This is a genomic window from Aquirufa ecclesiirivi (genome assembly GCF_011250515.1).
GTDB classification, from domain to species: Bacteria; Bacteroidota; Bacteroidia; order Cytophagales; family Spirosomataceae; genus Aquirufa; species Aquirufa ecclesiirivi.
The window spans coordinates 89,860-112,640 of sequence record NZ_JAANOP010000007.1 but is presented as its reverse complement, the minus strand read 5'-3'; the positions used below and the strand labels follow the sequence as shown (position 1 = coordinate 112,640).

Genomic DNA, 22,781 nt, shown 5'->3' with positions numbered 1-22,781 from the left:
GAAAACAGGATGAAAAGATTTTTGCTTTTGTTTTTGCTGCTTTTTTCCTTCATGCTATCCGGGCAAGACTTCTATCCAAGTCAAAAGAAATTCGATAAAACCCGAATACAGTATCAAAAATTTGTTTGGAAGTTTTTTACCAGCCAAAACTTTGAAGTGTATTATTTCGGTAAGAATGAAGCTTTAGCTCGAAATACCATTCAAATTTTAGAATCTGAGTTTCCCCGAATCACGGATATTTTGGGCTACAGTCCATTCAATAAAATCAAACTATTTGTTTATCCCTCCCATCAAGATTGGATACAATCCAATACTGGAATTAGTTTAGATAATGCTGAAGAAGCTAAGGCGGAAAACTTTGCCAAATTCAAAGTGGAGATAGCCTTTCAAAATAATACCTCAGAATATAAGAAGGAGCTGATCAGAGAGGTTACTAAAGTGTATGTGAATGATATGCTTTTTGGCGGGAGTATCAAAGATGCACTTCAAAATTCATTATTACTTTCTGTTCCAGAATGGTTCTCGGAAGGAATTGCAGCTTACGTTGCCGAGGGTGATTCTCCAGAAATGAATCAGTTTATGTACCAAGTGGTTGTCAATAATCGAGTGCGGAAACCTAATTTGGCACAAGGGAAGGAATCCATTTGGTTGGGGCATTCAATTTGGGCCTACTTGGTTAAAACCTATGGAAAGCAGCCAGTCAGCAATATTTTGAATTTGACTCGGATCATTCGGAATGAGCAATCCAGTATTTCGAGTACAATCAAAAAGCCTTTTAGTAAGTTTTTGCGCGAATGGTTTGAGTATTACATGAATCAGTCAAAACAGGAAGAGGTCAATACCGTTGCCTTGAATGGATTGAAAAATTTGACTTCTGTGGATATGCTAAATGATCAACTACTCGGTGATTTTAAAGTAAGTACGGATGGGAAATGGCTAGCCTATGTACTGGGTGAATCAGGAAAATTTCAGGTGAACTTGATGAATTTAGGTAATCAAAAATCACAAAGTATTTTTCAGACGGGTTTAAAAGATTCAGAGCGAATTTCTTCGAACCGTGGTCCTCTGTTGTCCTGGGGGAAGTCAAATGTATTATCCATTCTATATAGTGCGGAGGGAAATTCCTATTTACAAACCTATTCTGCCTTGAATGCGAATAAGTTTAACCTTCGAGTGGAAAGCAAAAAGAAGTTAGTGGATTTAAATTGCCTAGATTTTGAGATGGCTTCCAATGGCCAGCGGATGTTAGTTAGGGCATTAAAAAACGGACAAGTTGATGTAGGGATTTATGATTTGAGACGAAATCGATACACTGCTGTGACGCAGGATGCTCATGATGAAATAGAAGCGCATTGGTGGAACAATGGGAATGATGTAGCCTATATCACGGAGAAATATGTGGATTCAACTTGGAAAGCCAACGTTTCGAAGGATGGTATTTATTCTATGTACCATTGGAAAGCTGATGATCCATCCAATCCGAACCGCATTTTTGCACATCGAGGATATATTCACAATATTAGACAAGTTTCAGATAGCGTTTGGAACTTTCTAAGCGAAGAAACTTCCGGGACCAATTTGATTAGTTTGCGCTGGTCTGATACTACTTTTTATCAAAATGGCGCTCGTTCAGGTCCATGGAGATCGGCTGAATGGACCAAAGATCAATTGGTAGTGCGGCAAAATGAAATGCTCACTCAAATGATTAGCACCTATCCGCTAAGCTCATTAGCCAGTGCGGGTCAAAGTCGGTGGTATCCTCAAGTGAATGAAATTTCTTCGGTAGATCCTGCTACCTTAGCTACCAAAGATAGTCTTGAAAAACCATTGCTTCGTCGGGCAGATCAGCGTAGAGCCAGGATCGAATTGAGGCAACAAAGTCAACGATTACGAAAAGATCCAGGTAAATTAATGGGTCCAGTGGATTATCAAAATTCCTTTGTGGTCAACAAATCAGAGGGGAATTTCATGGTGGATCCTATCCGAGGTTTGGGATATTCTTTTGAGGTAAAGATGAATGATCTTTTGGAGAACCATTTAGTTCGGACAGGTATATTTGTGACTTCTAATTTGCGAAATGCCGACTTATGGGCTGAATACGGCTATTTGGCGAATAAAGTAGATTGGTTTGTACGTTTCGACAGAAAGGTTTTGGATCAAGAAAATGAGAATTTTTCTCAAAAAGTTCGATACAACCGCATCGAAGTAAAAGGTGTATATCCATTTAATTTATTAAGTAAATTAAGTTTTTCCGGATCTTTTAGTTCTAATCGAGCCATTGATCAGTACAATCTAGCCACACCTGAAAACTTGGCCACCTATGCGGGTGCCAAATTGGAATATACTTTTGATAATACGGTGCATTTGGGCGAAAACCAACGGACAGGTTTCAGGATGAATCTTTCAGCGGAATATCAGACAGGTTTAGCTTTAGCTCAAAATTTCAGTCGTATCCGTTTGGATATGCGTCGTTACTTGAAGCTTTCTAATAGTTTCTTATTGGCGGCTCGTTTATCAGCTTCCAATGCCCTTGGTTCAGCTGCTCCTCAAACCATGTTAGGTGGAGTGGATAATTGGTTGTTTATTCAGCGTGAAGCCAGAAATAAAGAGAATCCTATGGGGACTGGAGGTATAGCACAGCGGGATGTATTCATGAGTGATGTAGCTAGTCCTTTGCGTGGTTTTAATGTCAATAAATTGTCGGGACAAAGTCATATTTTATTGAATTTAGAATTACGTGTTCCTTTGAAATCCCTGATGGGGCCAGATTTTTCCAAATCTAGGTTCATGAACTCTTTTCAATTTGCCGGCTTTACCGATATTGGAAGTGCCTGGACAGGATCAAATCCATTTGCTAGAACCAATGGATTTAATACGAATACTTATGGAGGAAATACCAATCCATTTTTAGCGACAGTTACGGATTTCAGGAATCCATTCTTGGTTGGATATGGTTTGGGAGCTAGAGCCTATTTATTGGGCTATTTCATCAAATTGGATTATGCCTTTGGTATGGATAATAAAGAAATTAAAGCACCAGTAACCTATTTGTCATTCGGTTACGATTTTTAGCCTACATTAATTCATGGAAAATACGAGTGAACTTTTGGCTTCTTTAGCTGCTACCCGAAATGCTGCCATCGCTTTGGCCATGGCAAGTAGTGATCAAAAAAATGCCATTTTATCAGATTTGGCTTTCTTGTTGGAAGAAAATAAATTGGGAGTTATTCAAGCGAATGCCCAAGATTTAGCTCATTATGATGTGAATAATCCCATGCGCGATCGTTTGTTGTTGACAGAAGAGCGCGTCCAGTCCTTAGCAGATAGTTTACGTGATATCATGTTGTTGCCTGATCCTTCTGGACAGGTTATTTTGGAAAAAGAGTTAAAGAACGGTTTACATTTACGGAAGCTGGCCGTGCCTTTGGGTGTGGTGGGAGTTATTTATGAATCTAGGCCCAATGTGACCATTGATGTGGCTGCCTTATGTATTCGCTCAGGAAATGCTGCCGTATTGCGAGGAGGAACGGATGCATGGAACAGCAATTCTTTTTTGGTTTCCTTGATTCACCAAGCCTTGGAAAAGAATGGGTTTTCAAAGGATCTAGTTCGACTTTTACCAACGGATCGGGCTCATGTGAGTACCTTATTGACGGCAACCAAGTACATTGATGTCATTATACCACGAGGCTCTGATGCTTTAATTCAGCGTGTGCGTAGGGAGTCATTGGTCCCAACGATTGAGACAGGTGCGGGAGTTTGCCATACTTACGTAGCCGAGACAGCAGATTTGGCTAAAGCGGTACCGGTAGTGGTTAATGCCAAAGTAACCCGACCTTCCGTTTGTAATTCATTGGATACCATTGTCATTCATGCAAGTAAATTATCTCGTTTTTTGAGTTTGATTCAGGATGATTTTATTCAATACCATGTCAAGATTCATGCCGATCCTCGTTCTTATGCCTTGTTAAAGGCACAGGCTTATCCTTTTTTATTCGAAGCTAGCGAGGAAGATTTTGGTCGTGAGTTTTTAGATTTTGCTTGTTCCATTAAAGTTGTGGATAGTACCGAAGAGGCTATTCTACATATATCCAATTATTCTTCTCGTCATTCCGAAGCCATTATTTCAGAAGATGCAGCAGAGGCCAATTACTTTTTGCAGGCCATTGATGCAGCTGCCGTTTATTGGAATGCATCTACACGGTTTACCGATGGAGGCGTCTTTGAATTAGGGGCGGAGATTGGTATTTCAACACAGAAATTGCATGCAAGAGGTCCTTTTGCTTTGGAGAAATTAGTGACCGAAAAGTGGGTATTGGTAGGGAATGGGCAGGTGAGGTAGAAAAAGGAAAATGTACTAATAGATTATTTACATTCTCTCATGAATATACTATGAAAAAAACGGGTATACTTCTTTTGTTTGGCTTGTTTTTTACTGCCTGCCAAAGTACTTCATCTAGCATGGAGGATAAGAATAAGGAGCTAATTAATCAGTATTTTACTTTGTTTAATCAGCATGATTGGAAGGCTTTATCGGAGATGTATGCCGACTCTGCCGAGTTTAAAGATCCAACATCGGGGATGAAGGTGATTAAAAAGTCGAAAGCTCAATTTGTGGAGGAATATTCGGGCTTACAACAACAGTTTCCTGATGTACATGATCAGGTGGTGAGTGTTTATCCATCTGGAGATAAGCACGTGACTGTGGAGTTTGTTTCCACGGGTACAGGAGCCGATCAAAAGAAATTTGAATTACCTATTGCTGTTATTTTCCGCATTGAAAATGGGAAGATTGTGCAGGATTTCACGTATTATGATAATTTTTAATGACTACTTATATCGCATTGCTTCGTGGAATTAATGTGTCTGGTCAGAAGATGATCAAAATGGTGGAACTCAAAGCCATGTTTGAATCGCTAGGATTTGAAACTGTTCAGACTTATATCCAAAGCGGGAATGTAGTATTTCAAAGTAACGATTTAACCGAGGATGAAATGGCTGAAAGAATACATTTAGCCATACTAGATCAATTTGGATTTGAGGTAGATATTCAAGTCTTTAGTGTTCCAATTTGGAATCAAGTGATTGCCAACAATCCCTTTATAGCTCATGACAATCTGGATGAAGCTAAATTGTATGTGAGTTTATTAGCGACCTTACCATTGCCCGAAAACGTGGAAAAACTAGCTAGTTTCGCTTTTCAAGAGGAGACCTTTCAACTCATTGATCGAGCAGTTTATTTGTATGTTCCTAAGGGCTATGGAAATGCGAAATTGAGCAATAATTTCTTAGAGAATAAACTTAAGGTCTCCGCTACCACTCGGAATTGGAAGACGATGTTGACTTTGCGTGATATGCTTTATTGATTTTTAAAGCTAAAAAACTCCACCTAATTAAATTATCAGTTTCTTGGTAATTGTCTGCCGTATTAATACATGGAAGGAAATAGTATTATTTGTTTCGTTTTTTTGGTAATAAATAATTTTAAGAAAAATAAAAGTTTCACTTTAGTGAAACTTTTTCTAAATTTGTTAAGAACCAATGCGCAAATACCGGACTATTAAGATATACTCAAATGAATTTCAATATTTTTTTCAGAATCAATCTGAGCAAGTAAAAGAAAAGATATTATGGACTTTTAGATTAATTGAGGAATTAGAGTGGGTCCCAATTGTATATTTTAAAAAATTAATTTCATCTGATAGCATATATGAAATTAGAATTCAAGTAGGCTCTGATATTTTTAGAGTATTTTGTTTTCAAGATGGTTTTTATGTCGTGGTTACCCATGCGATAAAAAAGAAAACCCAAAGGATTTTAAGAAAAGATATAATCAAAGCACAAAAAATCAAGTTGTTTTATGAAAAAGAAAAATAGTGATTTTGTCAGTTTGGATCAATTTATAGAATCTAATTATGGTCAATTAGAGAATATTGCGAGGGATGATTTTGAGGTTGGATATCAGCATTTTAAATTAGGAGTCTTACTTCATGAAGCCAGAAAAAATCAAGGTTTAACCCAAGAAGAATTAGCTTTGAAAGTAGGTACCACTAAATCGTATATTTCTAAAATTGAAAATGATGTGAAAGAAGTCCGATTATCTACCTTAAAGAAAATAGTAGAAGTTGGTCTAGGTGGTCAACTTCATATATCCATTGATTTTTAAAATTCATAATCCAAGCCCATCCTTTGTTTCATTTCTATTAGAATGGGATGTTTCTCGGAAAGGTATTCATACTTATCAGATTGGGTATAAAGCACTTTTTTGTCGCTTTTTTCTTGAACAAGGATGTCAAGCTCAATGTCAATATCAAAATTATGCAGCGAAGAGCGCAGTTGGTTTAATACCTCCATCCGAATGGCTTCATTAAACTGCTGAATCTGTAACTCGTTTTCTACTTTTAAATGTAAAACCGTACCTATTAGTTCAATGGGTCGATTCATCATGACAAATTTATTGATGTCCTGATTGGCTTCATAGGCCTTAGCGATTCGAACCCATTCTCGGCTTATATCTGCTAAAGTAAAGGTTTTATTTTCTGCTCCTGTGGCACTTCCTGTCAGTAAAGTAGCTTCTTTTTGCTCGGCTTGTTTGGTTTCAACCAATTTTTTGGCGCTTCGCAAACCAGAAGACTGAATGCTTGGTCGGCTTGGAACTGGACTAGGACTAGATTGGGTATTTTCAGGAACAGTGGTTTTCTCTTCTTGGATGACTAAGGATGGGACAGGTGCTTCCTGAACTGGTACTTCTTGCTTTACAGGTACATTTTGTTCTTGTATGGCACTGTTTTCAATAGAGATATTGGCCGAGGCCTCAAGCTTTTTTCCAGCGCCGTCCTCCACCACAGGTGTTTGATTAGGCTTGAATACTGAATTTAAGTAGTTGATTTTTAATAAACTTAAATCCAAATGCAATCTTGGATTTTTGGCGCTTTTGTAATTTACTTCACATTGCGCGCAAATATTCATGGCTGAGAGTAAAAATGAAGTCGAGGTTAATTCAGCTTGTTTTTTAAACTTGCCTTTGGTCTCGTCACTCATTTCCATTAAAGCTAAGGTCTTAGGGTCTTTGGCATATAATAACAAACGCAAATGCTCCATAAGGCCTGAAATGAATTGCAATCCGTCAAAACCTTTGCGCATGATTTCTTCTATGAGAAGAAGTACAGCCGTATGGTTTTGCTCAACTAAGTGATCTGTCAGACTGAAATAATAGTCGCTATCTAGAATATGTAAATTTTCTAAAACTGCTTTATGACGTAGCGTGTTATCCGTTGAGAAGGTAACATTTAAATCAAACATCGACAAGGCATCACGTAAACCTCCATCGGCTTTGATCGAAATCAATTCCAAAGCAGCTGGTTCGGCAGTTATGTTTTCCTTTTCCGCAATAGATGCCAAGTGCATGGCCATATCTTGCCATTTGATGCGGTTAAAATCAAAGATTTGGCAACGGGATAAAATGGTAGGTAAGATTTTATGCTTTTCTGTGGTAGCCAAGATAAAAATGGCATAGGAGGGAGGTTCTTCCAATGTTTTCAAAAAGGCATTAAAAGCCGGGGTAGAAAGCATGTGAACCTCATCGATGATGTAGATCTTATAGCGTCCACTTTGTGGTGGATAGCGAACTTGATCGATCAAACTACGGATGTCATCCACCGAGTTATTCGAAGCAGCATCAAGCTCGTGAATGGTCAGGGAAGTGTTTTCTTGGAAAGATTGGCAGGAAGAACAAGTACCACAGGCCTCACCCTCAGCACTTTGATTTTCACAGTTGATTGTTTTGGCTAAAATACGCGCACAAGTGGTTTTTCCCACCCCTCTAGGACCACAAAACAAAAAAGCCTGAGCCAAGTGGTTCGACTTAATAGCATTCTTTAGCGTGGTGGTAATGTGGCTTTGACCTACCACAGAATCAAACTGGGTAGGACGGTATTTTCGCGCAGAAACAATAAAATTTTCCATACTGCAAGTTACAATTTGAGGTCATAAAACCCAAATCGATTTAAGGGATTCGGAGGGTGGCGCTTACAGGAAAATGGTCTGTTGGATAACGATTTGACCAGGTCTCCGAATGGGTAGCATGTTGCTCACAACTTACGCCATTTTTCACAAATATATAATCGATTTGACTATTTTCTCTTTCCTCTTTGAAAGCGTTGAAGGTGTTCTTAGGACCATAATGGCCTAACTTACTGATGCTTTCTGAATTAGTTAATCGGTCAGGGTTCTTAGGGTCTACCAAGATTTGAATCGGTTCATCATCTGGCTTGGCATTAAAATCTCCTAATAAAATGACTGGACTGTTTTTGGCAATTTCTTTAATTTTAGCTAATACTAATTTGGCACTTTCTCGGCGGGCTACTTTACCCAAATGATCAAAGTGGGTATTGAAAACATAAAACTTCTTTTTTGTTTTCAGGTCTTGAAAATGCCCCCAGGTAACGACGCGTCTACAAGCCGCATCCCAGCCAAAACCCACTTTATCACATGAATCGGATAACCAAAATGTCTTTTGTTCTAAGACCTTCAATTTCGTGGTATTGTAAAACAAAGGAGAGAATTCACCTTCTTCTTTTCCATCGTCACGTCCACGGCCAAACCAAGCAAAGCCAGGTAATCTTTCTGCAAAATCTTTGATTTGATGAATAAAAGCTTCCTGCATGCCAATAATATCAGCTTGGTGATATTTGACTAATTCAGCACAGTGATCCTTGCGATTAGTCCATTGGTTAATGCCATCTGACTTCGTATCCATGCGAATATTAAAGGTCATGGCTTTGATTTGCCCCATACTAGTTTGACTGAAAAGTAAAAGGGTAATCAAAATGATGGAGAGCCGCTTGAAAATGGCCTCTACTTGTGGCCAAACGCGGTCATTATTGCCATTTTGTATAATCAAATTAACACCTTCGGTGTATTGTTCTGAGCTGGGTTGGTTTTGTAACAGTTTCATGTTGTCTTCAAAGGTTAAATGGTTTCGTTTTTGTAATCGATCCATGCGCTCATTCATAGGGCATTCTATGGCAATTAACTCGCGTATGTATGCAGGTTTATTTTTATTGGTTAAGAGAGCGGCCTCATACAATTTAAATGGGGCAGAACTAGGAATTTGAGCCCATAGCTGTAACGCTTCACGTACAGCAGGGTGAATGATGTGGTTTAAAGCTGCCAACAAATCTGGGTTGTCTTTTACTCGACTTCGAATATAGTCACGGTTATATGTACCTTGATTATCAAAGCTTTCAGGGCCAAAAATCCCTATGATTTTTTGTTGAATGGCAGGATCGCTATTAACCAATTGGTGGGCAACCTTGTCGGACTCAAAAATCGGAATTCCTAGACAAGCAAAAATCCGACAAATGATTGATTTGCCGGATCCCATACCGCCTGTGATACCTAAAAGAGGTCGAAGGCTTTTTTCCATCGGTTTACTCTTCTGTTAAGCGAGAAGAAGCATCTTTTGAAATAGCTGATTTTTCGAAAACCACGCGAACACCTTTGCTAGAGTCAATCTCTACTACCAATGTTTTTTCACGAATGGAAACCACTGATCCATGTACTCCGCCAATAGTGACTACTTTATCACCTGTTTTTAATTCTTCAATGAATTTTTTCGCTTCTTTCGCCTTTTTTTGTTGTGGACGAATCATGAAAAAATAAAACACGACAAAGATTCCACCAAAAAGGAGGATTTGCATGATTTGAGGATTGTTAGCCATAGTTTGATAGTTTAATTTATTTTTTTCTTTGAATTTCTACTTTGAATGCCACCATATTGTCCGATGGCATGGTATTGGCGTAGGCAGTAACGGTTTTTTGTACTTTACCTTCTTTGCCTTTGGAATCAAAACTAACTTTAATGAAGCCTTTTTTACCAGGCTGTACCAATTCTTTGCTCCATTTTGGGGTAGTGCATCCGCAAGATGCATTGACTGTTAAAATTTTCAAAGGCATATTTCCTTCATTTTTGAAATGAAAGGTATAGGATATACTATCTCCTTCGGTAATTTTCCCTAAATAAACCACGGGTTGGTCAAATTTCATGACTGGATGCTTTTCAACGGAAGGTCTCAATTCCATAGGAACCGATTCTTCGGTTGAGTTTCTGGCCTCTTTCTGTTTGTTCGTGCAGGAAAGAAGACATAAAAAGCATAAGGCAATGACATACTTCATGTTATGGCTTTGCTTTGATCTGACTCATCATTTTCTCTACATCCTCCAACAATTTTTCAGCTTTAACTTTGGTATCATTGACCACTTTTTTGCCTTCTGATTTCGCCATTGTTTCTGGGATTTCCTTACCTTCCACAATATCATTGAGTAATTGTTTCAATTGCTCTCTGTATTTGTTCAATTGAAAATACAATTTGTTGCGGGTATTCTCACCTTTATCAGGGGCATATAAAATTCCGATAATAGCACCTGTGGCAGCTCCTACGACAAATGCCCAAAAGGATTTTGATGATCTACTCATATTATTTGCTGGCTATGTCGATTAATCCTCGACCAGATTTAGTAATTATTTTTTCGTGTATCAATCTCAGAGAAATGACATCTAGGATACCGTTGATGAATTGCCCTGATTTTGGTGTAGAGTAATTTTTTGCTAGTTCAATGTATTCGTTAATACTTACTTTAACGGGTATACTGGAAAATTTAATCATTTCTGTCAAAGCCATTTTTAACAAAATAAAATCAGCCATAGCCAAACGATCAGACTCCCAGTTTTTTGTTTGATCTCCAATCCAAAGAACTAAATCTTTGTCGTTTTGAATCGTACTTTCAAACAACTCTTCAAAGAATAATTTATCATCATCCCACTGAAGCGCTAAAGGTTGTAAGCTCAAATCTTCTAAGGCATCGACTTTAAATGTTTTGGTCGACAAACTTTTAACTACATCCTTATTAAGGTGCCAATTTAAATCTTTTTCTTCAAAATACTCGGTCATACTCGAGTGTTTTAGAATAAATGTTTTTAAAATATAGCGAATCATTTCTATGTCATCTTCAAAGCTTTTACCAGCTTGTGGAAGATAGTCGACAAATGTTTGATCCAGTAGAATTACCTCTAAAAACAATTTTTTAATTCTGTTCTCCTCGTCTTCTGACCAGCCAATGTGTTGATCTTCAAAAGCTTGTTGCAAAGCTTTCCACTTAGGCATGATGGCCAAAACTTTATTTTTGCTCAGTTGAGAAGTCTTGATTGGATTCTCTAACAAACGTCGGTTTTCATCCCAAACGGCAATATCCGAGAGATGTTGTAGGTAAAAAAGGATTTTTAAGTATTGTTTGTAGATGGACTCTACTTCTTTCACCATGTCCTTTTTTAACTTCTCTGCAATTTTTTTGGTATTGTTTTGATAAGTACGATAAACCGACTTAGCTGCTGCCAACGATTCTGGTGGGATACTTTCTTCCGTAGGTATTTCTTGAAAAAATTCGTTTAATTGGATTTCTGCCAATTTTTTTAGGCCTTCTAGTCGAGGAGCTTGTTCCTCCTTTGCGACCATAAGTGATAAATCAGGCTGAAAAATGACAGCTAATTCGTCAAATGCCAATTGATATTGGGCGCGTTCTTGCGTGTTGTAAGCATACAATTGCTGAAATGCTTTCACCCGAAGTAATCTTCTGTTTACCATCCGAAAATAAAGAGCGTTCTTGTTGTTTGAAACACAAAATTAAGGATTTTAATTGATAAAGATTCTATCTTTGTTAGAAGTAAATTAAGCATGGGCGCACTAAGTCACCTCAATAAATATTTTTGGAAGTACAAATGGCTGCTTTTCTTGGGCATCCTCTTTACCTTTTGTTCCAATTTTTTCGGTGTTGTGCCTGCTCAACTGGTGCGCTATGCCTTGGACTTGGTAACAGAGACCATTGATATTTATTTTTTGTTCAAACAGTTTTCTTTACAAGGTGCATTTTATGAAGTTTTTGCGGCTACTTTATTCTTTTATGGCGGTTTAATCATCCTGATGGCCTTGATCAAAGGTGTCTTTTTATTTATGGTTCGTCAAACGCTCATTGTGATGTCGCGGCATATCGAATATGATATGAAAAATGAGATTTATGAGCATTACCAAACTTTACCTTTATCATTTTACAGAAAGCAAAATACGGGCGATTTAATGGCTCGCATTTCAGAAGATGTGAGTAAAGTGCGTATGTACGTCGGACCCAGCATGATGTATGGCCTAAACCTGATTTGTGTATTTGTCTTGGTGATTTATTATATGTGGCATGTCAATCAAACCTTGATGTGGTATGTTTTATTACCCCTGCCTATTCTTTCGGTCAGCATTTACTATGTCAATTCCCTGGTTTTACGCAAATCGGAAGAGATACAAGCGGGGCTTTCAACTATTTCTACTTTTGCTCAAGAGGCTTTTTCAGGAATTCGAGTATTGAAATCTTTTGTTCGTGAAAAAGAATCTGTTCAAGCCTTTGCTGATGCCTCGGCAAATTACCGCAAGAAATCGTTGGACTTGGTGAAAGTGGATTCTTTGTTTACGCCTTTGATTTCATTGCTGGTAGGTTTTTCTACATTATTAGTGGTGTATGTTGGCTCACAAGAAGTGATGGCAGGAAGAATCTCCATTGGTAATATCACGGAGTTTATCATGTACGTTTTTATGCTGACTTGGCCTGTGACGGCTTTAGGTTGGACTAGTTCTCAAATTCAGCGCGCCGCCGCTTCACAGGGACGAATCAATGAGTTTTTACAAGTGAAATCGGAGCTTTTGATCGGTCAACAAATTCGTCAAAAAATTCAAGGTCGCTGGACATTCGAACATGTTGATTTTACTTATCCCGGCACAGATCGTCCCATTTTGCGTGATATACATTTGGAAATTGAGCCAGGGGAATCGGTCGCATTATTAGGTACTACAGGTTCTGGAAAGAGTACCATAGCTGCTTTAATGGCTCGTTTTTATGATCCTTCGGCGGGTAAGATTTTACTAGATGGGATCGAATTGAAAGATTGGGACATGGAGTTGGTTCGTTCTAACCTGGGTTTCGTACCTCAGGATGTCTTTTTGTTTTCTACCAGTATCGCGGAAAATATTCGCTTTGGTCAAGCCGATTTAAACCAAGCAGATTTAGAACAAGCCGCTAAATATGCCGATGTGTATGAAAACATCATGGAATTCCCCGATTGCTTTGATACCATTTTGGGAGAAAGAGGAGTAACCTTATCGGGTGGTCAAAAACAACGCGTATCCTTGGCAAGAGCCTTGGCCAAAAATCCGGGTATGCTGGTGTTGGATGATTGTTTGTCGGCGGTAGACACGCATACGGAGCATAAGATCTTAAATCATTTGAAACTGATCATGGAAGGTAAAACTTGTGTGATTATTTCACACCGAGTATCCTCAGCTAAATTAGCAAAGCGGATATTTGTCTTGCATGAAGGACAAATTGTAGAACAAGGTACACATACTACACTTATGAAAAAGAAGGGTAGTTATTATGAATTATACCAGCAACAATTAAATCAAGAAACAAAAGAATTAGAGCAAGTTTCCACTCAAACGAATTAATTCAATCTCTGCAGTTTTAGCGGCAAATTTAGCTTCAATCAGTCTAGTTTCTGCAGCTACTGCGTTTCTTTGAACTTCTCTTAATTCATAGGAAGTAGCGATTCCGACTTTAAATCGGTCAAAAGCAATGTCAATGTTTTGCTTGGCTATTCCATAATTTTCTGTTTCCAGATTGATTAAGTTCAACGCATTTTCGTAATTGACATAGGCTTTTTCAATGTTTGAAACCAAGTTGTTTTTCAAATCTGCAACTTGTAAATCAGCGATTTCGGCATTGATTTTAGCGTTTTGAATTCGACGCTTTTGATTACTTCCGTCAAAAATATTAATGGAAGCACGTAATCCATAGTTCATCACATCACTACTACCTTTTGATACACCAAAACCTGCTCCGTTATTGACCGTATTGTAATTATAACCTGCTACTAGATCGATAACTGGTTGTTGTTGACTCTGTAAATTTTTGATATCTAAATCTGCTACCTTTTTGTTCAATAAAGCGGAAATCAAATTGGGATTCTGTTGTAAAGCTTGGTTCTTTAATTCTTCCAATTTCAATTTAGGCAATAATTCAATGCTTGAAACCACATCAAAATCAAGCATATGCTCTCTAACCAGCAGTGTGTTAAAATTGATTTTAGTACTTAAAAAAGATTGTTCTTGAGCTAATAACAATGCTTTATCTTCATTATAGTCAACTTGAGCGGAGTAAAAATCCACTTTTGAACCTTGTCCAACTTCAAAACGATCTTTGGCTAATTTTAAGCGGTCATTGGAAATCTCTAATCCTTTTCTGAAGTTATTGACACGCAAATCCTGACGAATGATATCATAATAGGAAGCGCTGATTAAGGCAATTAAGTTCTCAATGGTAGCTTCCGTTTGCTTAGCTCCTAAATTTTGTAATTCTTTGAATCGATCTCTTAAGACAAACATACCTTTTCCATCGTACAAAGTCCAAATCATAGCAACACCTGTATTCGAGGAATTTGAGTTTACACCTGACTGAACTAAAGGGGCACGCAAACCTCCAAAAAACTCCTGATCTAAGCCAGAAATAGTATAGTTTTTGTTGAAATTCCCTGTAATGGTAGGTAGAAATCCAGCATTACCTAATGTATTGTCATTAAGTGCTTGCTTTTCTCTTTTCTTAGCAACCTGTATTGAGTAGTGGTTTTGTAATCCTTGTTGAATCGCATCTTCTAAACTCAAGTTTTTCTGTGCTTGAGAGGGAAATAAACTAACTGATAATGCAACTAGAAGGCTAATGCTTAGGCCTGATATCTTCATGGGGTAATCTATTTGGCATATATAATTAACAAACATAGTGATTTTGATGCATTTTTCGATACACTTACCATACAAGTACCCATAGCTATTTTGATATGTTTTTAGCTATTTTTGTTTTATGCCTGCTTTAGAAATAACTCAACTCTATATTTATCCTATAAAATCCTTGGGGGCACTGTCTCTGAAGGAAGCTCATGTGGACATTCAAGGCTTGGCTGGGGATCGTCGTTTTATGTTGGTAGATGAGCATGGAAAGTTCATTACGCAGCGTAGCCGTCCAGATTTAACCCGTTTTCAGTTACGAGCACATCCTGATGGCTTTTTGGTGGAGGATAAGCAAACAGGTCAGACCAAATGTTTATCTTCATCGGTGCAACTGGGGGAATCAATGCCTGTGGAATTATGGGATGATCATTTGGAGGCTCGCTTGGTTTTAGAAGACTGGTCTCCATGGTTTAGTCACTTATTGAACGAAAAAGTGTATTTAGTTCAATTATCGAAAGATACGCCTCGTTTCATGCCAGAAAAATATCAAACTCCCTTATCGAAAGAAAGTTCCTTTGCCGATGCACTGCCTATTTTACTTTGTTCTGAAGCATCGTATGAGTCATTGGAAAAAGAATTGGGAGATCAAGTAGATCGACTACGTTTTCGCCCAAATATCATAGTTTCTGGTGCAACGGCATTTGAAGAAGATCGCTGGAAGCAAATTCAGGTTGGGAATGTTCAATTAATGGGTGCTAAGCCCTGTGCTCGTTGTCAATTGATTACAGTACATCCACAGCAAGGAACCATCCAAAAAGAAGTTTTGACTGCCCTTTCTCAAATACGGAAAATCGGGAATAAAGTATATTTTGGACAGCAATTTGTTCCCCAAATTTTGGGCAAAGTGGCTGTAGGAGATCGAATTAGTGTTCAAGTGCAACAGGATGAGGTATATTAAAATTGCCCACTTTTTAAGTTTAGATGTTGTTTGGGGTACTTTAGCTTTTCAAGCGCTTATTCACGAGATTTTTTTGAAGGAATTGCCTAGCTTGCCTGAACAGATATCTTTGGGTTGTGCTGTTTGGGGTATTTATTTATTGGACCGAATGATTGATCGAAAAAAAGGAATACATCAAGATGAGCGGCATTTGTTTCAATCAAAACATGGTTCAGTTGTACAGATTCTTCTATTCGTTTTATTGCTCCTGGGAGGTTTAAGTTTGGTGTATTTGGATCTTCGCTTGATTTTTTTTGGGTTTGGATTGTGTGCATGGATGTTAATATATTGGATTGCTTGGTTTTATGGCATATTGAGTCATATTTGGTTCAGTAAAGAATTTTTAACTGCTTTTATTTATGCGGTAGGAGTGGGGGCTAGCACTTGGTATCGTTTATCTTGGTCTATTTGGGCCATATCAACAGCTATTTTGATTTTTCTCTTGGTATTACAAAATCTGGCCATGTATACCTTGTGGGAAAGGGAAAAGATAGGACCATTGAAATTCAATGATCATTGGAAACACATTCTATTAGGCGCAGAGCTGTGTTTTGTGATCCTATTTATTGGATTGATATTTTACTTCGATGAAAAAATCGCTTTTATGCCATTTGCCATTACATTTGCCATACAAAGTTGGATTCATTACTTTTCAAAAAACAAGTTAGCCTCCCGCCTTTGGGGAGAACTAGCATATTGTAGCCCCATTCTGTATTTCGCCTATGAGTTTTTTTCAAAATAAGGACGCTTACAGCGCATTAAAATTTCCTGAGTTCAGGGCCTTTATGGTAGGTAATACCTTATTTACCATGGCACTTTTGATGCAAGAAGTGATCGTGTCGTATGAAATTTATAAGATTACCCACAATCCTTTAGCCTTGGGTTTAATAGGCTTGGCGGAAGTAATTCCTTACATTTCATTGGCTCTTTTTGGAGGGCATTATGCCGACAATCGGGATAAGCGAAAGATTATGCAAATTTCTTTGTCGGTCATCATTTTTAGTTCTTTTTTATTACTCTATTCAAGCTTACAATTAGATTCACAAAGTCCGGATTTTCACATCTACACCATTTATTTTGTCATTTTTCTCATTGGATTGTCCAAAGGTTTTTTTAGTCCAGCCGCTTCTTCCTTAAATCCATTTTTAGTACCTAAAGAGGTTTTTGCCAATGCGGCTACATGGAACAGTTCATTTTGGCAATTAGGGGCAATTTTAGGCCCTGGAATGGCTGGGTTTTTATATGCCTATTTGGGTTTGGCGGGTTCTTTGGAAACGGTGATTGTGTTTTTATTTGGGGTGATGATATGTTTGTTTTTTATCAAGAAAAGGCCAGTTCCTCCCAAAGCAGTTAGCCATGAATCCATTTGGCAAAGCTTAAAGGAAGGTATCGTTTATGTTTTTAAAACCAAGATTATCCTGTATGCCATTTCATTGGATTTGTTTTCTGTTTTATTTGGTGGAGTCATCGCCATTTTACCCATTTTTGCAGAGGATATTTTGAAAGTGGGGGCGGAAGGTTTGGGTATTTTACGCGCAGCACCTTCTGTAGGAGCTTTGTTGTCCATGGCCTTCATGATTTATTTTCCACCATTGGAGAAGGCTTGGAGAAATTTATTGATGGCTATTGCTGGATTTGGGGTGGCTACTTTGGTCTTTGGCATATCCACCAATTTTTGGATATCGGTAGTGGCTTTATTTTTTACTGGCGCTTTTGATTCTGTCAGTGTGGTCATTCGACAAACCGTTTTGCGCTTTTATACTCCTGATGAGATGCGGGGAAGGGTATCTTCGGTGAATGGGATATTTGTTAGTTCATCCAATGAACTAGGAGCTTTTGAATCTGGTGTGATGGCTAAATTGTTGGGAACGGTGCCATCTGTCTTAGTAGGAGCTACGGCAACCTTGGTGATCGTAAGCTTGGTTGCCTTAAATTCGAAGGATTTATTAAAATTACATGTGGCAAAGAAGGTTGAATCTGTTGATTAACTGATATGGGCCTCTTGTGCTAATCTTGCTTTTTCTTCAGCTTCTTCTTTATCTTTTCTGGCTTTGATGTGTTCTGGCCAGTGTTTTAAGACTTCTGCAATGTGTTTTTTGCTTTCTTGTGCCCATTGAATATCCTCAATTTTACGGATTGGTTCGGCATTCTCACCTAATAAAGCCGGCATAATTTTGAAGAAAGAATCTTTAAGTTTCAAATCGCCTTTTTTGTTTTTGGAAACCACAATGCTAGCCTCACAATTGAATAAGGAAACGAGTCCATCAGAAGTATTGCCTTCCGAAAAATAGAAGTGATCCAAATTATGAATATCGATGAATTCGGATGCTATTAAAGTAGAACCCTGATAATGAAGTGTTTTTAAAGATTCTTCATTTACTACCACGAATGAAATACGTTGCTTTCCTGATTTCTCAGCAAAAAAATCACCAATGGATTGGAAAAAATTCCGTTTTGGCAATTGAATGACCCCAAGTCCAACCCAATGGGAGGGAAGCTCGGAACGAAGAAAAGATAATGACGCTGGTAGTGAATGATTCATAGGATGGGCAATTTGAAAACGAAATTAAGGAAAGATTGGCTTATGTCAAACCTAATTTAAAGTCGGATTTTAGGCTTCGGTAATTCGAAAAATAAAGTAAAGGGCTGAAACCAAGTATGTATGGTTTCGAAGCCCGACTTGTTGAGGGTATAGACTAAGAATTGTCCTTTTTTACTGAAATCCACCAGCTGTGCCTGTTTCAATAAATCCAAGTGATGAGAAATACTAGGCTTGCTCATGTTAAATTGCTGGGCAATAGTCCCGGCATTTTGTGGGCCATGAGTCAAAAAGCGAAGTATTTCTCTCCTTGTTGGATCATTGATAGCTTTGAATACAATATCCATAATATCTTAAATAGTTAAACAAATATTTAAATATAAAGGTAGTATTCCAAATAATCTATGGAATTATCCTTTGTCTTCCTTACGATACGCTTCCATTAATTTCACTTCACCCTCTTTTCCAGGATAGAAATTACCATGTTCCATGCCCAATACGCCTGTATACCCTTTCTTTCTTAGGTGTTTGAAAATATTAGCATGATTTACCTCTCCTGTGGTAGGTTCTTTTCTGCCTGGATTATCTCCAATTTGCATGTAAGCAATTTCCTCCCAGCATAAATCCATATTCGCTATCATGTTACCTTCATTGCGCTGCATGTGGTACATGTCAAATAAGATTTTACATGCGGAGCTACCTACTGCCCGACAAATCATATAAGTTTGATCTGAATAGCGAAGGAATAAATCTGGATTATCACTTAATGGTTCCAATACCATGGTTAAATTATGGGGTTCGAAAATTTCGGCACCACGTTTAAGGTTATCAATTACATGGCCTGTCTGAACACCTAGAGGCAATTTACGGTTGAAGTTACCAGGTACGACAGTCATCCATTTGGCATTGCAACGTTTGGCTGTTTCAACGGCTGTTTTGCAAGCCTTGATGAACATTTCAGTAGCTTCTTTTTTACCTGTGGTCATGTGTTGGGTATCAAAAAAACCATCAAACTTCACCACAAATACACCCATAGTCATACCTAATTTGGTCAGCGTCTCTCCAATTTTGGCTTGTAGCTCTGGACTTTTCCCCATCATGTCATTGTCTTCCAAGGCACGGAAACCCATCTCATGCATGAATTTCAATTGGTCTATCTCATCTGGACCGGCATGATTTTTAAACATACCAAAATGAGGAGCATATTTTAAGCTAAAAGGAGGCTCTGCAGCTAAGCTATGTAGTTGACTTGATGAAGCAGCTAAAGTAGGTTGGCTACTTGTAATACCTGCTCCTAATAAGCTTCCGCCCATCATTTGGGCAAAGGAACGACGATCCATGTTTATTTCTTTTTTAAGGTAGTTAAATATTCGACTAAGTTGACTAAATCCGTAGTGCTCATGGCATCTGCCAATCCTTCAGGCATCATGGAATTAGGTAATTGTTTGACTGATTTTAAAGCAGATGTCTTAAAGTTTTGAATCATCCCTCCAGGTAATTTCATAATGATATCGGTCTCATTTTTGGAACTAATGATTCCTTGATACGTTTCTCCTGACTTGGTTAAGATTTCATAGGTTTCATAACCAAAATTTATCCCAGCATTAGGGTGCATGATGGATACAAACATACCGTCTTTGGATAATTTAGAGCCAATTTCCGTTAATTTTGGTCCAAAATCAATACCTTCTTGGTACACTTGGTGACACATGGAACATTGATCAACAAATACCTTGATACCTGCTTGCGCATTTCCTTTTTGTCCTAAAAGGGTATTCAAATCAGGATGTTTGGTTTTGGTATTTTGATTACTTCCACCTAAATAGGAATTAGCTTCCATTCGGACTGCCTTTCTCCAAGTCCTGCTGACACCTTCTACCACAGAAGGAATGAATTCCGAGCTAACTTTTTTATTTTTTAAGATATCCAATACATAGTTTTCTCCATTGGCAGAGTTTCCTAAACTTCTAGCAGCCTCTTTTCTAATGCTCATGGATAGGTTTTTCTGATTCATGGCATCAAATAAAAGCGACAAAGTACTTGGTTGACCAATCCAGCGAATGGATTCAATGATGGCTTTTTGTTGGTCTTCTTTTCCAGTTTGGAAGGTTTTGGCAATCAGGGCTGCACCACCATTCAATTTGTATATGACAGAACCCGCTTTTCTACTTTGTTTGCCTAACAGAATCATCTGTAAAACCTTCTCTTTTTCTTCTGCAAGCTCGTATTTTTCGACCAACTCCAGGTATTCCGTTTCAGAGGTTTTAGGTAACAAACTACGTAAAACTTTCTTCGCATCGGCATTGGATGCAATGAAGGTAGGATTGATATGTCTTAATCCAATTAATTGAGCCTCGGTTTGTCCTTGGAAATGGGTAGAAATCAAATCAATTAACATCCCTGATTTTTTATCACTAGGAATAAAGTCTAGTGCTCTGAAATACCGAAGTTTTTGGGCCAAAGCTTGACTGCTTTTTAATTCAGTAAAGATATAAGGAAGGGCATTTTCTGTTCTGGATCTCCACACCACATCTTGGAATGCGGCAGAAGATGGATTATTTGAAAGTACCAAGTAAGCATTGAGACGGCTGTTCCAAAGATCATCGGCCCCTATACCTAAGGCTTCTAAATACCAACGGTCTTGACCGTTATGTTGCTGGGCTAATTTTGCCCAAAGAGCATCCGCTTGTGGGTCTTGAATATGTCTCAAAGCAATAGCTAATTCTCTACGCACTTGTGGATTTTCATCCTTTACCCAAGCAGCAGCTAGTTCTTTCCATTGACTGAAAGGAGTTCTTTTGGCCTGCCGAATGGCCATCATGCGAATATCAGCCATTCCATCATTTGCCGCCAAATGCAAGTAATGCTGAGCTTGACTTGTTTTCATCAATGCCCAGAAAGCCCGTGCTTTCATGCGGGGATTTGTATTATTTTGGTAGGATTTTTCTAAGGCTGCTTCAGCTGATTTACCCCACGTCATTAATTTTTTAAATGCCAAATACCTTTGAGCCAAATTAGCATTCTCCAAAGCCAAGATCGCATTTTCTGGAGTATTGAGCGGCATGGCTTTAACTTGATATGCATGACCTTTAGGTGCAACTCGATAAATTCTACCTTTTGTTTGGTCTCCTGCTTGATGTCCACCCACACCTGGATCATACCAGTCGGCAATAAATAATGAGCCATCGGGTGCAGCTGTAACATCAGCCGGCCTAAACCATTGGTCATTGACCCCTTCTACTAATGGTAAGATATTGGCTTCAAAACCGGCACCTTGGGCTTTCACGGGATAACTACGAACTACATTTGGACCTGCATCGCAGTGAATCATTTGGTTTTGGAATGCTTTAGGTAGCAAACTGCCTTCATATAAAATCATTCCAGTAGGAGACCCTGAACCCGTTTGCAATAAATTGGGAACTACTCCCGGGTCATTCAAATGCCAATGTCTTCTTGGAATTTCTGGTTCAATATTGGTACGATTGGCAGACCAACCCGCATCACTCATTTCATCACGGTAACCATAATTTCCATGTTCCATTACAAAATTGATGCGGACTCCCTTATTACCATCATCATCATTGTCGGATTGCCATAAACCGCCATATGAATCAACGGCTACTTCGTAATTATTTCTGAAATTATGGCCTAATACTTCCACTTGAGATCCGTCCACATTACATCGGAAAGCCATGCCTTGTTTGTATTTTTTCGGGCCAATCGGGTCTCCATCTTGATCTAAAACCGCTTTTCCTTGAGCATCCAATAATTGTCCCCCTTCATTGCCAAAGTTGAAATACAATTTGCCATCTGGACCAAAAGTAAAGGCGTGAGCGCCATGATCATGTTGTTCCCCTCCAATTCCTTGAAACATCACTTCCTTACGATCTGCTTTTCCATCTCGGTTGTCATCAAACATTCTCCAGATGTAGGGACTTTGAGATACGATGACCATAGAATCAAGTACGGCTATGCCCAGTGGGGCATTTAATTCAGGAGATTGGTAGAATATTTTTCTTGAATCCGCTTTTCCATCCCCATTCGTATCCTCTAGAATCAAGACTTTGTCGCCTTGTGGGTTGGTTGGATTTCCATTGATATTGGGACGGTAGTTATAAGCCTCAACGACCCAAACGCGACCTTGGGCATCGACATCAATGTTGGTAGGATTTTGGAGCATTGGCTCCGATGCAAACAGGGTAATTTCTAATTCAGGATGTATTATTAATCCTTTTAAGGCATTTTCAGTTTGTCTTTTTTGTGATTCAGTTAAGGAATCCAATAAAACTTGACCCCAGCGGGACGACTCATTTTTATAAAATGAGGATGCAAATAATAAGGCAAAGAGAGACAATGCCGACAATAAAAAAGGTTTTTTAGAAGATGTCCAATTCATAAGTAGTTGTTTTCACATAGAATACTTATA

General features: G+C 38.4%; 21 protein-coding genes. 10 read left to right on the top strand and 11 right to left on the bottom strand.

Features of this window, described 5'->3' with window-relative positions; translation table 11 throughout:
- The first annotated feature begins 9 nt into the window (after positions 1–9).
- From G9H65_RS10315 to G9H65_RS10290, 6 genes are all read left to right on the top strand, one after another.
- Complete coding sequence (locus tag G9H65_RS10315) at positions 10–3,072, top strand: BamA/TamA family outer membrane protein (RefSeq protein WP_166375267.1); 3,063 nt, start codon at positions 10–12, stop codon at positions 3,070–3,072.
- A 13-nt stretch (positions 3,073–3,085) separates the two neighbouring features.
- On the top strand, positions 3,086–4,342 hold the full coding sequence (locus G9H65_RS10310; protein ID WP_166375266.1) for a glutamate-5-semialdehyde dehydrogenase: 1,257 nt from the start codon (positions 3,086–3,088) through the stop codon (positions 4,340–4,342).
- A gap of 50 nt (positions 4,343–4,392) precedes the next feature.
- A complete protein-coding gene (locus tag G9H65_RS10305) occupies positions 4,393–4,827 on the top strand; it encodes a nuclear transport factor 2 family protein (RefSeq protein ID WP_166375265.1) in 435 nt (144 codons plus the stop codon).
- A complete protein-coding gene (locus G9H65_RS10300; RefSeq protein ID WP_166375264.1) occupies positions 4,827–5,366 on the top strand; it encodes a DUF1697 domain-containing protein in 540 nt (179 codons plus the stop codon). The genes G9H65_RS10305 and G9H65_RS10300 overlap by 1 nt, the downstream gene beginning before the upstream one ends.
- Positions 5,367–5,541: 175 nt before the next feature.
- Positions 5,542–5,877, top strand: coding sequence for a type II toxin-antitoxin system RelE/ParE family toxin (locus G9H65_RS10295; RefSeq protein ID WP_166375263.1), 336 nt, complete (start codon positions 5,542–5,544; stop codon positions 5,875–5,877).
- Positions 5,861–6,166 (top strand): helix-turn-helix domain-containing protein, encoded by a 306-nt coding sequence (locus G9H65_RS10290; protein WP_166375262.1) that lies wholly within the window; start codon positions 5,861–5,863, stop codon positions 6,164–6,166. The genes G9H65_RS10295 and G9H65_RS10290 overlap by 17 nt, the downstream gene beginning before the upstream one ends.
- Here the strand turns inward: G9H65_RS10290 and G9H65_RS10285 are convergent.
- The 6 genes from G9H65_RS10285 to nusB are packed head-to-tail and all read right to left on the bottom strand — an operon-like array spanning position 6,163 to position 11,642.
- Positions 6,163–7,965, bottom strand: coding sequence for a DNA polymerase III subunit gamma/tau (locus G9H65_RS10285; RefSeq protein ID WP_166375261.1), 1,803 nt, complete (start codon positions 7,963–7,965; stop codon positions 6,163–6,165). The two genes, G9H65_RS10290 and G9H65_RS10285, sit on opposite strands and share 4 nt — an antisense overlap.
- 40 nt (positions 7,966–8,005) lie before the next feature.
- Positions 8,006–9,427 carry a dephospho-CoA kinase gene (gene coaE / locus G9H65_RS10280; RefSeq protein WP_166375260.1) on the bottom strand — a complete coding sequence of 474 codons (1,422 nt, stop codon included), beginning with the start codon at positions 9,425–9,427 and terminating at the stop codon, positions 8,006–8,008.
- A 4-nt stretch (positions 9,428–9,431) separates the two neighbouring features.
- Entirely contained in the window at positions 9,432–9,722 is a 291-nt protein-coding gene (gene yajC, locus G9H65_RS10275) for a preprotein translocase subunit YajC (protein ID WP_166375259.1), read from the bottom strand.
- 16 nt (positions 9,723–9,738) lie between these two features.
- Positions 9,739–10,176 carry a DUF1573 domain-containing protein gene (locus G9H65_RS10270; RefSeq protein WP_166375258.1) on the bottom strand — a complete coding sequence of 146 codons (438 nt, stop codon included), beginning with the start codon at positions 10,174–10,176 and terminating at the stop codon, positions 9,739–9,741.
- A gap of 1 nt (position 10,177) precedes the next feature.
- On the bottom strand, positions 10,178–10,477 hold the full coding sequence (locus tag G9H65_RS10265; protein ID WP_166375257.1) for a YtxH domain-containing protein: 300 nt from the start codon (positions 10,475–10,477) through the stop codon (positions 10,178–10,180).
- A gap of 1 nt (position 10,478) precedes the next feature.
- Positions 10,479–11,642: a transcription antitermination factor NusB gene (nusB, locus tag G9H65_RS10260; protein WP_166375256.1), complete on the bottom strand. Its 1,164-nt coding sequence runs from the start codon at positions 11,640–11,642 to the stop codon at positions 10,479–10,481.
- A 90-nt stretch (positions 11,643–11,732) separates the two neighbouring features.
- Here nusB and G9H65_RS10255 point away from each other — a divergent pair, with 90 nt between their 5' ends.
- On the top strand, positions 11,733–13,544 hold the full coding sequence (locus tag G9H65_RS10255; protein WP_166375255.1) for an ABC transporter ATP-binding protein: 1,812 nt from the start codon (positions 11,733–11,735) through the stop codon (positions 13,542–13,544).
- Here the strand turns inward: G9H65_RS10255 and G9H65_RS10250 are convergent.
- A complete protein-coding gene (locus G9H65_RS10250) occupies positions 13,515–14,834 on the bottom strand; it encodes a TolC family protein (protein ID WP_166375254.1) in 1,320 nt (439 codons plus the stop codon). The genes G9H65_RS10255 and G9H65_RS10250 overlap by 30 nt on opposite strands.
- 118 nt (positions 14,835–14,952) lie before the next feature.
- Between G9H65_RS10250 and G9H65_RS10245 the strand changes: the two genes are divergently transcribed.
- From G9H65_RS10245 to G9H65_RS10235, 3 genes are read left to right on the top strand one after another with little or no spacing between them, the layout of a single operon-like run.
- Positions 14,953–15,777 carry an MOSC domain-containing protein gene (locus G9H65_RS10245; RefSeq protein WP_166375253.1) on the top strand — a complete coding sequence of 275 codons (825 nt, stop codon included), beginning with the start codon at positions 14,953–14,955 and terminating at the stop codon, positions 15,775–15,777.
- Positions 15,764–16,558 (top strand): hypothetical protein, encoded by a 795-nt coding sequence (locus G9H65_RS10240; RefSeq protein ID WP_166375252.1) that lies wholly within the window; start codon positions 15,764–15,766, stop codon positions 16,556–16,558. Before G9H65_RS10245 ends, G9H65_RS10240 begins: the two co-directional genes overlap by 14 nt.
- Positions 16,539–17,804, top strand: coding sequence for an MFS transporter (locus G9H65_RS10235; protein WP_166375251.1), 1,266 nt, complete (start codon positions 16,539–16,541; stop codon positions 17,802–17,804). Before G9H65_RS10240 ends, G9H65_RS10235 begins: the two co-directional genes overlap by 20 nt.
- On the opposite strand, the gene G9H65_RS10230 is transcribed toward G9H65_RS10235, so the two are convergent.
- The 4 genes from G9H65_RS10230 to G9H65_RS10215 form a co-directional block, all read right to left on the bottom strand.
- On the bottom strand, positions 17,801–18,358 hold the full coding sequence (locus G9H65_RS10230) for a hypothetical protein (RefSeq protein WP_166375250.1): 558 nt from the start codon (positions 18,356–18,358) through the stop codon (positions 17,801–17,803). The genes G9H65_RS10235 and G9H65_RS10230 overlap by 4 nt on opposite strands.
- Before the next feature lie 56 nt (positions 18,359–18,414).
- The gene (locus G9H65_RS10225; protein ID WP_166375249.1) at positions 18,415–18,702 is read right to left on the bottom strand and encodes an autorepressor SdpR family transcription factor; all 288 of its coding nucleotides are present in this window, start codon (positions 18,700–18,702) and stop codon (positions 18,415–18,417) included.
- Between the two features lie 63 nt (positions 18,703–18,765).
- Positions 18,766–19,695, bottom strand: coding sequence for a hydroxypyruvate isomerase family protein (locus G9H65_RS10220; protein ID WP_166375248.1), 930 nt, complete (start codon positions 19,693–19,695; stop codon positions 18,766–18,768).
- A gap of 2 nt (positions 19,696–19,697) precedes the next feature.
- Positions 19,698–22,751 (bottom strand): PVC-type heme-binding CxxCH protein, encoded by a 3,054-nt coding sequence (locus tag G9H65_RS10215; RefSeq protein WP_166375247.1) that lies wholly within the window; start codon positions 22,749–22,751, stop codon positions 19,698–19,700.
- Positions 22,752–22,781: the final 30 nt, after the last annotated feature.

What these genes read in the sequence shown, in the direction of transcription:
- G9H65_RS10230 (WP_166375250.1), bottom strand. Translation starts at nt 18,358, where the DNA reads ATGAATCATTCACTACCAGCGTCATTATCTTTTCTTCGTTCCGAGCTT.
- G9H65_RS10245 (WP_166375253.1), top strand. Translation starts at nt 14,953, where the DNA reads ATGCCTGCTTTAGAAATAACTCAACTCTATATTTATCCTATAAAATCC.
- G9H65_RS10225 (WP_166375249.1), bottom strand. Translation starts at nt 18,702, where the DNA reads ATGGATATTGTATTCAAAGCTATCAATGATCCAACAAGGAGAGAAATA.
- G9H65_RS10300 (WP_166375264.1), top strand. Translation starts at nt 4,827, where the DNA reads ATGACTACTTATATCGCATTGCTTCGTGGAATTAATGTGTCTGGTCAG.
- G9H65_RS10270 (WP_166375258.1), bottom strand. Translation starts at nt 10,176, where the DNA reads ATGAAGTATGTCATTGCCTTATGCTTTTTATGTCTTCTTTCCTGCACG.
- G9H65_RS10255 (WP_166375255.1), top strand. Translation starts at nt 11,733, where the DNA reads ATGGGCGCACTAAGTCACCTCAATAAATATTTTTGGAAGTACAAATGG.
- G9H65_RS10220 (WP_166375248.1), bottom strand. Translation starts at nt 19,695, where the DNA reads ATGGATCGTCGTTCCTTTGCCCAAATGATGGGCGGAAGCTTATTAGGA.
- G9H65_RS10215 (WP_166375247.1), bottom strand. Translation starts at nt 22,751, where the DNA reads ATGAATTGGACATCTTCTAAAAAACCTTTTTTATTGTCGGCATTGTCT.
- G9H65_RS10310 (WP_166375266.1), top strand. Translation starts at nt 3,086, where the DNA reads ATGGAAAATACGAGTGAACTTTTGGCTTCTTTAGCTGCTACCCGAAAT.
- G9H65_RS10305 (WP_166375265.1), top strand. Translation starts at nt 4,393, where the DNA reads ATGAAAAAAACGGGTATACTTCTTTTGTTTGGCTTGTTTTTTACTGCC.
- G9H65_RS10285 (WP_166375261.1), bottom strand. Translation starts at nt 7,965, where the DNA reads ATGGAAAATTTTATTGTTTCTGCGCGAAAATACCGTCCTACCCAGTTT.
- nusB (WP_166375256.1), bottom strand. Translation starts at nt 11,642, where the DNA reads ATGGTAAACAGAAGATTACTTCGGGTGAAAGCATTTCAGCAATTGTAT.
- G9H65_RS10240 (WP_166375252.1), top strand. Translation starts at nt 15,764, where the DNA reads ATGAGGTATATTAAAATTGCCCACTTTTTAAGTTTAGATGTTGTTTGG.
- G9H65_RS10295 (WP_166375263.1), top strand. Translation starts at nt 5,542, where the DNA reads ATGCGCAAATACCGGACTATTAAGATATACTCAAATGAATTTCAATAT.
- G9H65_RS10265 (WP_166375257.1), bottom strand. Translation starts at nt 10,477, where the DNA reads ATGAGTAGATCATCAAAATCCTTTTGGGCATTTGTCGTAGGAGCTGCC.
- G9H65_RS10235 (WP_166375251.1), top strand. Translation starts at nt 16,539, where the DNA reads ATGAGTTTTTTTCAAAATAAGGACGCTTACAGCGCATTAAAATTTCCT.
- coaE (WP_166375260.1), bottom strand. Translation starts at nt 9,427, where the DNA reads ATGGAAAAAAGCCTTCGACCTCTTTTAGGTATCACAGGCGGTATGGGA.
- G9H65_RS10290 (WP_166375262.1), top strand. Translation starts at nt 5,861, where the DNA reads ATGAAAAAGAAAAATAGTGATTTTGTCAGTTTGGATCAATTTATAGAA.
- yajC (WP_166375259.1), bottom strand. Translation starts at nt 9,722, where the DNA reads ATGGCTAACAATCCTCAAATCATGCAAATCCTCCTTTTTGGTGGAATC.
- G9H65_RS10250 (WP_166375254.1), bottom strand. Translation starts at nt 14,834, where the DNA reads ATGAAGATATCAGGCCTAAGCATTAGCCTTCTAGTTGCATTATCAGTT.
- G9H65_RS10315 (WP_166375267.1), top strand. Translation starts at nt 10, where the DNA reads ATGAAAAGATTTTTGCTTTTGTTTTTGCTGCTTTTTTCCTTCATGCTA.